At 76.0% G+C, this 12,608-nt stretch carries 11 protein-coding genes; all 11 read right to left on the bottom strand.

Going from position 1 to position 12,608, the window contains the following annotated elements; genetic code table 11:
* Positions 1-26: 26 nt before the first annotated feature.
* Positions 27-4,034, bottom strand: a complete 4,008-nt coding sequence (locus OP86_RS38615) for a LysM peptidoglycan-binding domain-containing protein (RefSeq protein WP_033330451.1) — start codon at positions 4,032-4,034, stop codon at positions 27-29.
* On the bottom strand, positions 4,034-4,480 hold the full coding sequence (locus OP86_RS00760) for a hypothetical protein (RefSeq protein WP_157849632.1): 447 nt from the start codon (positions 4,478-4,480) through the stop codon (positions 4,034-4,036). The genes OP86_RS38615 and OP86_RS00760 overlap by 1 nt, the downstream gene beginning before the upstream one ends.
* A gap of 160 nt (positions 4,481-4,640) precedes the next feature.
* Complete coding sequence (locus OP86_RS00755) at positions 4,641-5,108, bottom strand: TadE/TadG family type IV pilus assembly protein (RefSeq protein WP_030056459.1); 468 nt, start codon at positions 5,106-5,108, stop codon at positions 4,641-4,643.
* Positions 5,105-5,479, bottom strand: a complete 375-nt coding sequence (locus OP86_RS00750) for a TadE/TadG family type IV pilus assembly protein (RefSeq protein WP_030254327.1) — start codon at positions 5,477-5,479, stop codon at positions 5,105-5,107. The genes OP86_RS00755 and OP86_RS00750 overlap by 4 nt, the downstream gene beginning before the upstream one ends.
* Before the next feature lie 38 nt (positions 5,480-5,517).
* Positions 5,518-5,811, bottom strand: coding sequence for a hypothetical protein (locus OP86_RS00745; RefSeq protein ID WP_030056457.1), 294 nt, complete (start codon positions 5,809-5,811; stop codon positions 5,518-5,520).
* 131 nt (positions 5,812-5,942) lie between these two features.
* Positions 5,943-6,821, bottom strand: a complete 879-nt coding sequence (locus tag OP86_RS00740; protein WP_030056456.1) for a hypothetical protein — start codon at positions 6,819-6,821, stop codon at positions 5,943-5,945.
* Positions 6,818-7,780 carry a type II secretion system F family protein gene (locus OP86_RS00735; protein ID WP_063832262.1) on the bottom strand — a complete coding sequence of 321 codons (963 nt, stop codon included), beginning with the start codon at positions 7,778-7,780 and terminating at the stop codon, positions 6,818-6,820. Before OP86_RS00735 ends, OP86_RS00740 begins: the two co-directional genes overlap by 4 nt.
* A complete protein-coding gene (locus tag OP86_RS00730) occupies positions 7,780-9,360 on the bottom strand; it encodes a TadA family conjugal transfer-associated ATPase (RefSeq protein ID WP_030254334.1) in 1,581 nt (526 codons plus the stop codon). Before OP86_RS00730 ends, OP86_RS00735 begins: the two co-directional genes overlap by 1 nt.
* Positions 9,350-10,750 carry a CpaE-like family protein gene (locus OP86_RS38975; protein WP_063832261.1) on the bottom strand — a complete coding sequence of 467 codons (1,401 nt, stop codon included), beginning with the start codon at positions 10,748-10,750 and terminating at the stop codon, positions 9,350-9,352. The genes OP86_RS00730 and OP86_RS38975 overlap by 11 nt, the downstream gene beginning before the upstream one ends.
* Positions 10,750-11,610 carry an SAF domain-containing protein gene (locus tag OP86_RS00720; RefSeq protein ID WP_157849631.1) on the bottom strand — a complete coding sequence of 287 codons (861 nt, stop codon included), beginning with the start codon at positions 11,608-11,610 and terminating at the stop codon, positions 10,750-10,752. Before OP86_RS00720 ends, OP86_RS38975 begins: the two co-directional genes overlap by 1 nt.
* 75 nt (positions 11,611-11,685) lie before the next feature.
* On the bottom strand, positions 11,686-12,465 hold the full coding sequence (locus OP86_RS00715) for a hypothetical protein (protein ID WP_157849630.1): 780 nt from the start codon (positions 12,463-12,465) through the stop codon (positions 11,686-11,688).
* Between the last annotated feature and the right edge of the window lie 143 nt (positions 12,466-12,608).

The following is a 12,608-nucleotide window of genomic DNA, read 5'->3' as shown; positions in this document are numbered from 1 at the left end:
CCCGCCCGGCGCGGGCGGCGCCGCCCTCAGGAGCCAGCGAGCAGGTCCCTGAGCAGCGCGACCGTGTCGGCGTCGAGGTCGCGGCCCGTACGGCGGCTGAGCGCGTCCAGGCGGTTGACGGCGCGCAGGAGCTGGTCCCGGGCGCCGGCCGAGGCGTAGGCGTAGAACAGGTCCCGGTGCAGGAGTTCGACGTCCGGGGCGACGGCGAGGCCGCGGAAGACGGCGGCCTCGGCGCTGCGGTGGTCGCCGTACTGCAGGCGGCGGGCGGCCAGTTCGTGGGCGGTGTCGACGATCGCCGCGATCATGTCCTGGCGCTCGGCCTCGGCCCAGCCGTAGGAGGCGGGCGGGGCCTCGGCGAACGGGGCGCCGCGGACCAGGGCCAGCGCGTGCGCGAGGGCCGCGTCCGCGGTGGCGCTGGTGCTGCGCATGCCGCGCCGGTAGAGGCTGCGGAACTCGTCCCAGTCGCAGGTCACCGTCGGGGCGAAGGAGTAACCGTCGGTGCCCTCGGTGGGCAGGAAGGCGTGGCCCTCGGGCGAGGTGCCGAACCAGGCGGCCAGGTCGGCGAGTTTGGCCGGCAGCGGGCCCTTGGCGTCGGCCGTGGTGGGGTGCGGGTCGAGGTGTGCGGCGCCCGGGTGCAGGTCGAGGTCGAGGGCGCGGTGGTCGGCGCCGGGGCGCAGCGCGAGGTAGACGGCGAGCTCGGTGAGCCGGGGCAGAGCGCCGGGTTCGGCGGTGCCGAGGACGCCGGCGACGTCCACCGGGCCGAGCAGCCGGATCCGGGGCGCGTTGCGGGGGGTGTGCGCCTCCGGGGAGCGGAGGATGGCGAGCAGGTCGTCGCTGTCGCTGCGACCGGCCGCGGTCCGGGCCGTCCGGGCGACCGGGGCAACGGCGGCGGGACCGGCTTCGAGGGCCGCGGGGCCGGCCGTCCCGACGGGCTCCGGGGTGACGGCTGCTTCGGACTCCCCGGAGGCCGTCGTGGCGGCGTCGACGTCCGCGCTCTCGGGAGCGGACGCGCCCGAGGGCGCCGCCTCCTCGGCAGGCCCCGGCTCACCCGATTCCGGACCGCCCATCCCCGGCACGATCGGCTGCGGTACGGCCGGCTGCGGCGCCACGGGCCGCGGTACCACCGGCTGGACGGCGAGGACGACGGTCGCTGTGGCCTCCGCCGGGGCGTCCGCCGCCTGGGCAGCGGCATCGACATCGGCAGCGGCAGCGGCAGCGGCGTCCACGGGGTCGACCGCGTCCTCCCCGGTCTCCTCCGGCCCGCCCGGCCGCCGCAGGTCCCGGGTGGTCTCGTCACCGGCCGCCTGCCGCCCCTGCCCGTTGACGGCGAACCGCGCCGGACCGGCGGGGACGGGGGTCGGAGCCGCGGTCGAAGCCGGCCCCGGGGCGGGCGTCACCGGGTCGGTGCCCGCGAACGGGCTGGCGCCGGTGCCGATGACCCGGGCCAGCAGCCGGGGGCCGGCGGCGGTCTCCGCGCCCTCCTCCCCTGCGCCAGTACCGCCCGCGGCGCCGACACCGGCCAGCACCGGTACGGCGAGGGGCAGTTCGGTGGTGTCGGTGTCCTCCGGCCCGTCCAGGGTCCAGGCCGGGGCCGGGTGCTGGGTGGTGTCGTCGGCGGCTCGGAGCAGCTCGGCGACCTGGTCGTACTGCGGCCCGCTGAGCCGCTGCAGCTCGACGGTGAGGTGCAGGCCCGGGATGGCGGCCTGGCCGCTGGCCGGGAGGGTCCAGCGGGCGACCGGGCCGGTGCCGCGCTCGGGGGCGCGGGTGATGACGGCGACGCAGGTGCGCGGGCGGGCGTCGAGCAGCCGGCCGAGTTCGGCGGGGACGTCGCCGCCGGGCTGCTGGGCGCAGAGCACGATCTCCGGGACCCAGGACTCGTCTGCCTGGCCCCGGCTGCGGGCCTCGCGCGGGCTGCTGGCCTCGGCGGCGACCAGGGTGGCGCGGGCCTTGGCGGTGCGCGGGCCGAGGGCGGCGAGCGCGTCCTCCAGGGTGGCGTGCCGGTGGACGCGTTCGGCGGCCGGGCCGCTGATCGGCACCTCTTCGGCGAGGTCGACCAGGTGCAGGTGGAGCCGGTCGGCGAGCGGGCTGTGGGCGAGCTCGACGGCGAGGGTGCGCAGTACGTCCCGGGCGTCGTCGGGGTGGCCGGAGAGGTGGAGCAGCCGGACGGCCTCCAGGTCGGCGAGGACCACCGAGCCGTCGGGCGAGGTGCCGAGGGTGACCAGCGCGGGGTACGGTGCGGCGGTCTTGCGGGCCTGGGCGGCGCTCAGCATGTCGCCGGAGTCGGCGCTGCACCACCAGACGTTGGCGGCGTGCGCGGCGCGGAACGGCGCGATCGGGGTGGCCGGGCCGGACAGGTGCAGCTCGACGGTGTGGCCGGGGGTGATCCGGGCGGCGACGATGGCGGGCAGGCGCTTGCCCCCGCGCACGGTGTTGCGGGCCAGGGTGCGCAGGGCGCGGTCCAGGAGCTCCAGCCCGGCCTGGTCCTGCCGGGCCATCAGCTCGTTCTCGAAGGCGGCGGCCTCGGCGGCGGGCATCGCGATGCGGTGCCGGGGGCGGCGGGCGCGCTGCTGGGTGCCGCGCTTGTGGGCGACGGTGCCGACCATGACGGCGGCGAGCAGGACGCCGACGGTGGAGGCCGCAAGGGCGACGGTGTAGTCGTCGCTGCGGGCCGGGTCGACGTGGGCGGCGGGGGCGGGCGCCTGGGTCGGCGCGTGCGTGGGCGCCGGGGCCGGGGCCGGGGCCGACTGCGGGGTGCCCGGCGAAGGCGCGGGAGCCTGGGTGGCCGGAGCAGGCGCGCCCTGCCCCTGCGAAGGCGCAGGTTCAGGCGCCGGGGCCGGAGCCGGAGCCGGAGCGGGCGCAGGTACAGGTGCAGGCGCAGGCGTCGCGGCCGCTCCCGGCACCGTGAGCACCATCCCCGGCACCACCACGTCCGGGTCCGTCAGCCGCTCGCCGTCCGGCGCCTGCACCCCCTTGTTGGCGTCGAACAGCTTCGGCCACTCCTCGCCGTCCCCCAACTCCCGCTGGGCGATGCTCGAAAGACTGTCCCCGGCCTCGACGGTGACGGTCCGCTGCCCGCCCGCACCGCCCGGCTCCGTCCCGGCCTGCGGCGACGTCCCCTGCGGCGGAGCCCCCTGCTGAGTCTCCTGCGCAGCACCCTGGGTCGCGTCCCCCGAGGGCGCCGGAGCCGGAGCGGGCGTCGAGCCCTTCGCCTCGTCCGGCTTGGCGTCCGCCGGCATCAGCAGTTCCCACCCGGGCTGGATCGGCCGGTCGGCGTCGAAGCGGATGCCCGAATCGTCCATCACCCGACCGTCGTTGAGCTTGGCGATCTCCACCCACCGTTCGCCCGAACCCAGTTGGCGCTCGGCGATGGACCACAGGCTGTCCGCGGGCCGACTGTCCCGCACGGTGTACGTCGGCTGCTGCTCGGCGGCGGGCGTCAGGGCGGGCGCGGACTGCGCGGCGGGCAGTGCGGCGCGCTGCACGCCCGGGACCGACTGCGCCTGGACGGCCGGGGTGTGGGCGAGTTCGGGGACGGCCGCGAAGGCCGAGCCGGCGACCGGCAGCAGCGCGAGCACCGAACCGACCAGCCCGGCGGCGAGCCGCTGGCTCCAGCCGAAGGCCGGGATCCGGCGGGCGACCCGGCCGCGCAGCTGGGCGGGGATCTCCAGCAGGACGGAGAGCGCGAAGCAGGCCCAGGCGAGCCAGCCCACCACCACCAGCGCCCACAGGAACAGCCGCCCGTCGTCCGGGCTGGTGAGCGCCTCCCCGACGCCGCCCGGCGCCACGTCGCCCATCCCGGCGACCGCCTGGGTGCCGTAGAGCAGCAGCGCGGGGACGCCGAGCAGCAGCACGAGCAGGGTGACCAGCGCGGCGAGCGCGGTGATCAGGGCGCCGCCGCGGCCGCGTCCGCGCGGCGGTCGGGGCGCCGGGGCGGCGGGCCGGCGCGCGGAGCCGCCGCTCCGATGCGCGGCTCCGGCCCGGCCGGTGCGGGCCTGGGCGGTTCGGGCCTGGTCCTTGGCACGTGGCGCGGCCATCAGTCGGTCTCCGCTTTCTCGACTCCGTGGACGAGGGTCGCACTGCCCTTGCCCGTTACCTTCCGTTCCCCGAGGGCGCCCAGCAGGACCGGCCGGTAGTCGGTCTGCACGGTGACGATGACGACCTTGCCGTCCTCGGAGAAATCGACACGCTCGGATTTCAGGCCGTACAGGCCGAGGTAGGCGTCGGCGGCGTCCTGGGCGTACTTCTGCTGGGCCTTGAAGCCCTTGCCGTTCAACAGCTCGGCCTGGTCGAGCTGCTGTCCGCCGACCCGCGCGGCCTCCAGGGCGTAGGCGTCGGTGCGCTCGGCGACCCGCAGTCGGCCGCCCGCGTCGATCACCAGGGCGATGACGAGCACGACGTAGGCCGCGCAGATCGCCACGAAGAGGGCCACCGCGCCCCGGTCCGGCCGACGCGCCGCCCGTCGCCGCAGACGGCTCAGCACCCGCATCCCCTCCCCTCGTTCCGCACGCTGTTCTCCCCACCGGCCCCCACCGGGCGCCGCTCGGTACCGCTGTGTCATCCCCCGGGCGCTCTCCGCTTGCGTCTCCCCCGCGCGGGCCGCCTCCAATCCCCCGGCGTCCCGGTGGCGGGGGCGCGCACCGTCATGCGCCCCGGTAACGGTCCACCACCGAGGTGAACTCGCCGACGAGGTGCTTGGTCACGCCGACCCCGGACGGTCCGCCGAGCAGGTCGGAGAGTTCGACGTCGCAGACCACCGTGACCTTGACGGTCACGACCGGGCCGCCCGGCAGGTCGAGCTTCCCCTTCTCGACCCGGACGTCCCCGCCGAGGCAGGAGACGCCCTGCTGGCGCAGCGTCGCGAAGGCGGAGTCCTTGGCCGGCTGCGCCATCTTGTCCGGGTCGCGTTGCAGTGTGGCCGTACGGGCTCCCGCGCGGGCGGCGGCCTCGACCGTGCCGGCCGTGGTCTGCACCCGTCCGGCGGCGACGGCCAGCAGCACCAGGCCGACCACGCCCGGCACGACGATCGCCGCCTCGATCGCGATCCCGCCCCGGTCCCGCCTGCGCGGGCGCCACCACCGCGGCCCGGCCCCGGGCGTTCCCCGCCTCACGGCTTCGCCGCCGGCGGGACGAAGCGCTCGCGCGGCGCCTCGGCGAACTGCGTGATGCTGGGCGCCGACAGCCCGGGTATCAGCAGCGGTGGCGTCAGCTGCACGGTGACCCTGATGGTGTCGGCCGTGCTGCCGGAGGTCCGCACCTCGTACGAGCTGACGCCCTGCCGGTCGAGGAAGTCCCGGGCCTGCCGCTCGGCCGCCACGTTCTTCACCTCGTCCGTCGCGTTGCCCTGCACCCGCCCGGCGTCCACGCCCTCCCGGGCGGCGGTGAGCGCGACCTGCCGGTCGTACCACCACAGCGCGGCCTGGACGACGAGCAGCAGGAGCAGCAGGACGACCGGGAAGACGATGGCGAGGCTGACGCTCATCGACCCCCGGTCGTCCCTGCGGCGGAGAGGGTTGCACATCACTTGGTGGCGCCGCCCGCACCGCCCGCGCCGCCCGGCATGTTCGGGTCCTGCTGCACCTTCTGGACGACCTTGTCCTTGAGCAGGTACAGCGCGGTGGCGACGGCGCCCGCGACGAAGACCAGCGCGATGATGGCGAGGGCGAGTTCGATGCTGATCGCGCCGCGGTCGCCGCGTGCGCGGGCGGCCCGGAGCCGGCCGAGCCGCAGCGTGAACAGCAGCAGCGCGAACTGCACCGGCAGCAGGACGGGTCGCAGCACCCGGCCGGCCAGGTGGGCGAGTCGTACGGTCATCGGGGTCTCCCGGGGATGTGCGGTGTGGTGTGGTGTGGCGTCAGCCGCGTGGTGTCGGCTGTCTGGTGTCGGCTGCTCGGTCCCGACTGCTCGGTTCCGATTGTGTGGGGTCAGCTGCTCCGGAACGCTGGTCAGTTGAGCATCTGGTGGAGCGCGGGGAAGACGATCAGGACGGTCATCAGCAGGGTCAGGGCGGCTCCCGGCGCGACCATCCGCTCGCTGTCGGCATTGGCACGGGCGAGGTCCTCGGCGAGCAGTTCGCCGCGCAGACCCTTGGCGCGGGCCCGCAGGGTGTCGTACACGGCGGCGCCGTCGTTGCCGGACAGCCGCATGATGTCGGCCACGTCCTGCAGCGGGCTGAGCCCCAACTCCTCGGCCAGCGCGTCGAGTCCGGCCCACGGCGGGAGCCGGTCGGTGGCCGCGCGCTCCAGCGCGTCGCGGATCCGCCGGAACACCGTGCCCCGGCCGACCGAGGCGGCCCGGCGCAGCGCCTCGGCAGGGCCGCAGTCGGCGGCCCGCTCCAGCGCGACGAGCTCCAGGTAGGCGGCGATGCCGTGCAGGTACTCGGTGCGCGCCTCCTTGGCCTCGCCGCGCACGATCGCGTCCGGGACGAACCAGAGCAGGCCGGCCAGCAGCGGCCCGGCGACCAGCGGCAGGGCGAACGGCAGGCCGATGTCCATCAGGACGGCCATCGCGCCCAGGTAGGCGGGCAGCATCAGGCCGAGTGCGGCGAACAGCAGCTTGTGCACCATGAACCGGGCCGGGGTGCGGCCGATCAGGGCGAGTTCGCGGCGCGGGACGGAGATCCCGCGCAGGTGGACGGAGCGCTCGCCGATCCGGTCGTACCAGCGCGGCCGCTCGTCCGGGTCCTGCTCGCGGTCGGCGGGGACGGCGTGCAGCCGGTCCAGCGCCTGGCGCAGGTCGGGCGGCGCGGGCCGCAGTTCGGCGACCAGCAGGGCGATTCCACCGGCCGCGGCGGCGCCGGCCAGCACGGACCAGGGCGAGATCACCGGACCTCCCCGAGCTGCTCGGCCCGCTCCGGCCCGCGCACCCCGGCGCCCGTGCGCCGGCCGCTCCGGCTGCGCCGGTCCGGCGTCAGCAGTCGGGGCACCGGCGGGTGGGAGGCCAGCGCCCGCATCCAGGCGATGATCGCCACGAACAGGGCGGCGACCACGGCGAGGACCAGCTGGCCGAGGAAGGTCCCGTACGGCCGGGTGTACTCGGTGTTGAAGGAGCCGACGGTGACGACCAGCACGATGATGCCGACCAGCCAGCGGATGGTGGTCCGGTGCTTGGCCCGGTCGGCCTCGATGGCGCGCCGCTGGCGGACCTCCTCGCGCACCGAGTCGGCCATGTCGGAGAGCGTGCGGGCCAGGCCGGGCCCGCTGTCCCCGGCCCGCAGCACGAGCGCGGCGAGCACCTTGTCGGCGGTGGCGTCGGCGAGGCTGTCGGCGAAGGCGTGCAGGGCCTCCTCGGGCCGCCAGCGGGCCTGCAACCGGGCGGCCAGTTCGCCGATCTCGTCCTCCAGGGCGGCGGGGGCGGTACGGCGGCTGGTGACGATGGCCTGGTTGAGGCCGACGCCGAGCAGCAGGACGTCGGCGATGCGCTGGGTCCACTCGGACAGTGCTTCGAGTCGCTCGATCCGGTGGGTGTCCGGGCGGGTGGTGTCGAACAGCCAGGGCAGGCCGAAGACGGCCAGCGGCACCAGCAGCGCGGTCAGCGGGATGCCGGTGAACAGCCAGGCCAGCGGCGCTCCGGCGAGCGCGAGCGGCAGTTGGACGCGGCGCAGCCGCACCATCCGCGGCGCGGCCGAGCCGGGTGCGCCGTACCAGAACACGTGGGCGCGCCCGGCCAGCGGGTTGGGCCGCGCCTGCGCCTCCTCGTCGACGGGGTCGCTGCCGCGGAACCAGGCCGCCAGGGCGACCAGGCCGCCCGTGACCGCCAGCCCGCACAGGGCGAACAGCAGCATCACCGCGCACCACCCCCGATCCGCAGCTGCAGCGGGGTGGCCCAACTCCCGTACCGGGAGTCCAGCAGGCCGGCGTCGAAACCGGCCCGGCGCAGGTCGTCCAGGCACTGCGGCGGGGTGTGCGGGACGGCCCGCGGCTCGCCGAGGTCCGGCCGGGGGCCGAAGACGGTGTTCAGCGCGGGCCGGCCGCTCTCGCCGAGGCCGGTGACTTCCAGGACGTGGGAGACGAAGCGGTGCCGGCGGCCGCCGACGGCGGTCTCGTCGACCATGGTGACGTGCACGATGAGGTCCAGGGCGTTGGCGGTGAGCCGGTAGGCGAGCGAGTCGGTCATGTGCGAGCCGTACTCCAGGCAGAGTTCGGCGATGCGGTCGACCACCATGTGCGGGCCGCGGGCGTGCAGGGTGCACATCGAGCCGCCCTCGCCGTTGGTCATCACCCGCAGCATCGGGACGACCTCGCCGGAGCGGACCTCCCCGACGATGATCCGGGACAGCGTCATCCGCAGCGCGGCCGGGATGAGGTCGCCGATCGTCAACTCCCCGGCCAGACGGCCCTCGACGCGCTCGCCGTTGCCCTCGCGGGCCTCCATCGGGACGACCTGGCGCAGGTGGCCGAGGGTGTGCAGCCAGAGCTCGAACTCCGACTCCAGGGTGCCGATCCGCTCGTCCGGCGGGATCTCGGCGGCCATCGCGCGCAGCAGGCTGGTCTTGCCGACGCCCTGGGTGCCGGTGATCATCACGTTCTTCCTGGCCCGGATCGCGGCGGCCAGGAACGTCGCCAAGGTGCCGTCCAGGGTGCCGAGTTCGACCATCTCGGGCAGCGTCGCGGAGGCCACCCGGTGGCGGCGGATCGCCACGTACGGGCGGGGCGTCACCTCGGTGAGCGCCTGCAGGCGCATGCCGCCCTCCAGCCGCAGCGCGAGCGTCGGGCTGGCGGTGGACAGGCTGCGCTCGCCGCCGCCGTGCTGGCGGGCCAAGTCCTGCAGCAGCTCGATGAGTTCGGCGTCGCTGTCGGCCACCGGCGGTACCTGACGCAGGGGTTGGTGCACCTTGGAGACCCAGACGTCGTCGCAGCCGTTGATCAGGATGTTCTCGATCTCCGGGTCGTCCAGGTAGGGCTGGAGCCGGCCGGCCCGGAAGAGCAGGTCGAAGACGGCCTCGGCGAGGGCGCGGTCCTGTTCCCGGGTGGGCGGGATGCCGCGGGTCTGCGCGTAGGCGTCGGACCAGCGCGCGACGGCCTCCTCGATCAGCGCCCGGCCGCGCTGGCGGCGGGTGGCGCGGTCCGGCTCGGAGCCGGAGGCGGTGGTCAACCGGGTGATCTGCTGGTGCAGTTCGGCCGCGACCTGGCGCTTGAGCTCACGGGCGACCTGCGGATCGACGGCCGGCCGGGTGGCGGCGCCGCGCACGTCCAGCGAGGGCAGCTGGGAGGGTACGGCGGTGGGCGCGACCGGCCCGGGCACGACCGGTCCGGGCACGACCGGTCCGGGCGCGGGGGTCGGCATCGGCGCGGGCGTCGGCGTGGCCCAGGGCAGGGCGGCCGGGTCGGCCGCGGGGCGCTGGTGCAGGGGGCTACCGCGCACGGAGCACCTCCCCGGGGTTGTGCGGATACTGCCCGTTCACCTGAACCTGACCATCCGTCACTGTCGGTTGCTGGAGCGGGTACTGCTCGTCGACGTCGGCCTGATCGCCCCGGCTGTCCCGGCCGCCCCGGTCGGCCTGCTGCGGCGACTGCACATGGGCCGGGAACGGCGCCGGCGCGGCCGGCTGCGGCGCCAGGCCGGCCAGCGGCGCCACCGGCCCGGTGACGATCACCGGCGGCACCGGCTGCGGCGGGGTGTACGACGGCGGGGTGTACGACGGCGGCTCGGCGTCCACCGGGCCGTAGGGCGACTGCACGTACCCGGTCTGACCGTAGGACACCGAGGGGTACGCGTTAGCTCCGTTCGGGTCCTGCCCGTAGGCCGGCTGCGCGTACCCGCCCGTCCCGTACGGAGCCTGGCCTTGGGCAGCCTGGGCATACGACGTCTGGGCGTACGCCGTCTGGCCGTAGGAGGTCTGGCCGTACGTGGCCGGCGCCGGCGGCGTCGACACCGTGGCCGCCGCCGGAGCCGGTACCACCGGAGCGGACGCCACCGGGACAGCCGCCGCCAACTGGGCCGGGGCCGAGGCTGGTTCGGCGTTCGGCGCGAGCCGCTGCCGCCGCCGGCGGACCAGCAGCTGCACCTCGTCCGCCGCGGACCGCGCCGTCCGCATCAGCTCGGAGCGGACGAACCGCCGATCGGTGGTGTCCCCGCCGTCGGAGAGCACCTTCGCCGTCCGGGTGGCGTACGGGAGCGCCCCGAGCACCGGCAGCCCGAGCTCGCGCGCCACCTCCGCGCGCGGGTACGGCCCTTCGGCGACCAGCAGCAGCCCGAGCGCGTCCGCCCCGGTGCCGCCGGAGGCCAGGTCCTCGGCGAGGGCGGACAGCCGGGGCCGGATCGAGCTCAGCCCGCGCAGCGTCGTCCGGACGGTGGCCACCACCACGTCCGCCCGGCGGGCCAGCACCGCGCTCGCGCCGGTGGCGCCGGAGCGGCCGAGGTCCACGATGACGTCGTAGCCCTGCTGTTCGATGCCGTGCAGCAGTTCGGCGAGCGGTTCCCAGGTGTAGGCGAGGCCGGGGGCCTGGGTGGGGTCGGTCAGCCCGGGCAGCAGCAGGCGTTCGGCCTCGCCTTCGGGCGACAGGTCGATCAGCTGCTCCCAGATGGTCTGTGCGAGCAGCCCGCGGCGGTCCGCGACGGCCAGGTTGCGCAGCCCGTACACCGCCTCGACCCGGCCCTCCAGGGCGCCCGCGAGCACCGCGCCGCCGTCCGGGTCGGCCTCGACCAGCAGGACCCGCCGGCCGGGCTGGAGCGGCCAGGCCAGCAGCAGCGCCAGCGCGGTCGTGGTCGCGCCGGGCGCGCCCGGACCGCCGACCACCGCGATCACCGCCATCAGGCGCCGCCCGTCGCGGCCGGGGCCCCGGGTGCTCCGGCCCCGGGCGAAGGCGCACCCGTGGAGGGCGCCCCCGCGGCGGGCGTGCCGGTCGGCGCGGGGTTCGGCGCGGCGCCGCCCCCGGCCGCTCCGGCCGAGGTGCCGCGCGGCGCCAGCAGCACCTGGATCCGTCCGCTCGCCACCCACTGCGCCAGTCGGGGCCCGTCCCCTGTGCCGACCGCGACGTCGATCACCTGGCTGCCGTCGGTGTCCACCCGGCCGATGGTGATCACCGTCGCGGGCAGCGAGTCCGCCCGGCCGTTGTCGGGCGTGTAGACCACGACCAGCTGCACCCCGGGCTGCAGCCGGCTGGCGGGCAGCTGGCTGCGCTTGGCGGACACGCCGACCACGATCTGCCCGGGCTGCACGGTGAGGCCCTGGGCCAGGTCGGCGCCGGTGAGCATGGCGCCGCGCTTGAGGTCGGTGGCGGCCCGCAGGCCGACCGCCTTGCTCCGCTCCTGGGCGGACAGCGGGTGCAGCGCCGGGTCGCTCGCGATCCGGGCCACCACCAGGTCGTCCTCGGTGATCACCTGCCCCCACGGCACGTCCCGGGCGAGCGCCAGCACCGCGACCCGCTGGCCGGTGCTGTTGTAGAGGACGGCCCCGCCCAGCCCGCCGGCCGCGATCAGCGCGACCGCCATCGCCAGCACCGCCGGGCGCCGCCGCCGCGCCCGCATGGTCCGTCCGGGGGTGTGCGGCGCGGCCCGCCCCCGGCCCTTGCCCGGGCCGCCGCCCTGCTCCGGCTGCTCCGGGAGCGCCACGGACGCCCCGGCGCCCGCGGGTGTGCCGGATCCCGGCGTCGCGAATGTACGGTTCTCCACCGGGTTCCGCCCTTCCCTCGTTCGTCTCTGGCTCGTCAGCGGCTGGTCAGTGGCCCGATCGCCGCCGCGGGCGGGTCAGTTGAGCACCTGCATCTCGGCGACCTTGAGCCGGAAGACCGGGCTGGTCTGCTTGATGCCCTTGATCTTGAAGGTCCGCGGGTTGGACCCCCCGGTGACGACGACGGTGGCCTCCCAGTTCATCGTCACCGTGGCGGCGAAGACGCCGTCCTTCTGCTTGCCGGAGCTGGCCTTGAACACGTAGCCGCAGTCCGGGGATTCGGCGCCCCCGTACGTGTGGTCGTACGGCGTCCCGGCCGTCGCGCACGTGGTCGAGAACCCGTCGCCGAAGCTCCAGTCCGCCCGCACCAGCCCGGGGGTGACGGTGACCGAGACGCCCTGCACCGCCGCCGTCCCCGGCGCGGGCGTCGCGGCGTTGTCGGCCCAGAGCCAGACCGGCGAGTTGACCACCGCCGTGTCGCCGGGCGCGACCTTGCCCACCGGCTTCCCGAAGACGACCTTCTCCCGCGCCGACTCGATGGCCATTGCCTCGGCGTCCGGCTTCGGCCCGTTCTGGGAGTTGGGCACGAAGACGACCTCGGCCCCGTCCTGGCCCCCGCTCGTCTGCGGGCAGACCTTCGAGTAGAGCGAGCCGTCCTTCGGGTCGTGCCCGCCCCACGCCGAGTCGCCCGCCGCCGGCGGGTTGTCCAGCGCGCGGAAGTAGCAGCCCTGGTCGCTGTTGAACCAGCCCAACTGCGGGTCGTGGCAGGCCCAGGGGACGTCGTGGTAGCTGCACAGCTGCGGGTCGGTGTCCGCACTGCCGCCACCGCCGCCGCTCGGCTTCGTGGATCCGGGCACGGGGGTCTTTCCGCCGGAATTGGCGCCCGCGCAGATCACGTTCGGGAAACACTGCTCGGCCCCGCCGTTCGGCGGTTCGTCCGCCGTCGCAGTCACGGCCGACGACAGCAGCAGCCCCGCCGACATCGATGCCACGGCCGCGA

The sequence above is a fragment of the Streptomyces novaecaesareae genome, assembly GCF_000716875.1.
Lineage (GTDB): Bacteria > Actinomycetota > Actinomycetes > Streptomycetales > Streptomycetaceae > Kitasatospora > Kitasatospora novaecaesareae.
Note: the sequence above shows the minus strand (reverse complement) of the source record. Positions and strands in the feature narration are given on the sequence as shown.

Excerpts from the sequence above, each read along its gene's own strand:
- OP86_RS38615 (WP_033330451.1), bottom strand. The coding sequence starts at position 4,034 with ATGGCCGCGCCACGTGCCAAGGACCAGGCCCGAACCGCCCAGGCCCGC.
- OP86_RS00750 (WP_030254327.1), bottom strand. The coding sequence starts at position 5,479 with ATGAGCGTCAGCCTCGCCATCGTCTTCCCGGTCGTCCTGCTGCTCCTG.
- OP86_RS00745 (WP_030056457.1), bottom strand. The coding sequence starts at position 5,811 with ATGACCGTACGACTCGCCCACCTGGCCGGCCGGGTGCTGCGACCCGTC.
- OP86_RS00735 (WP_063832262.1), bottom strand. The coding sequence starts at position 7,780 with ATGCTGCTGTTCGCCCTGTGCGGGCTGGCGGTCACGGGCGGCCTGGTC.
- OP86_RS38975 (WP_063832261.1), bottom strand. The coding sequence starts at position 10,750 with ATGGCGGTGATCGCGGTGGTCGGCGGTCCGGGCGCGCCCGGCGCGACC.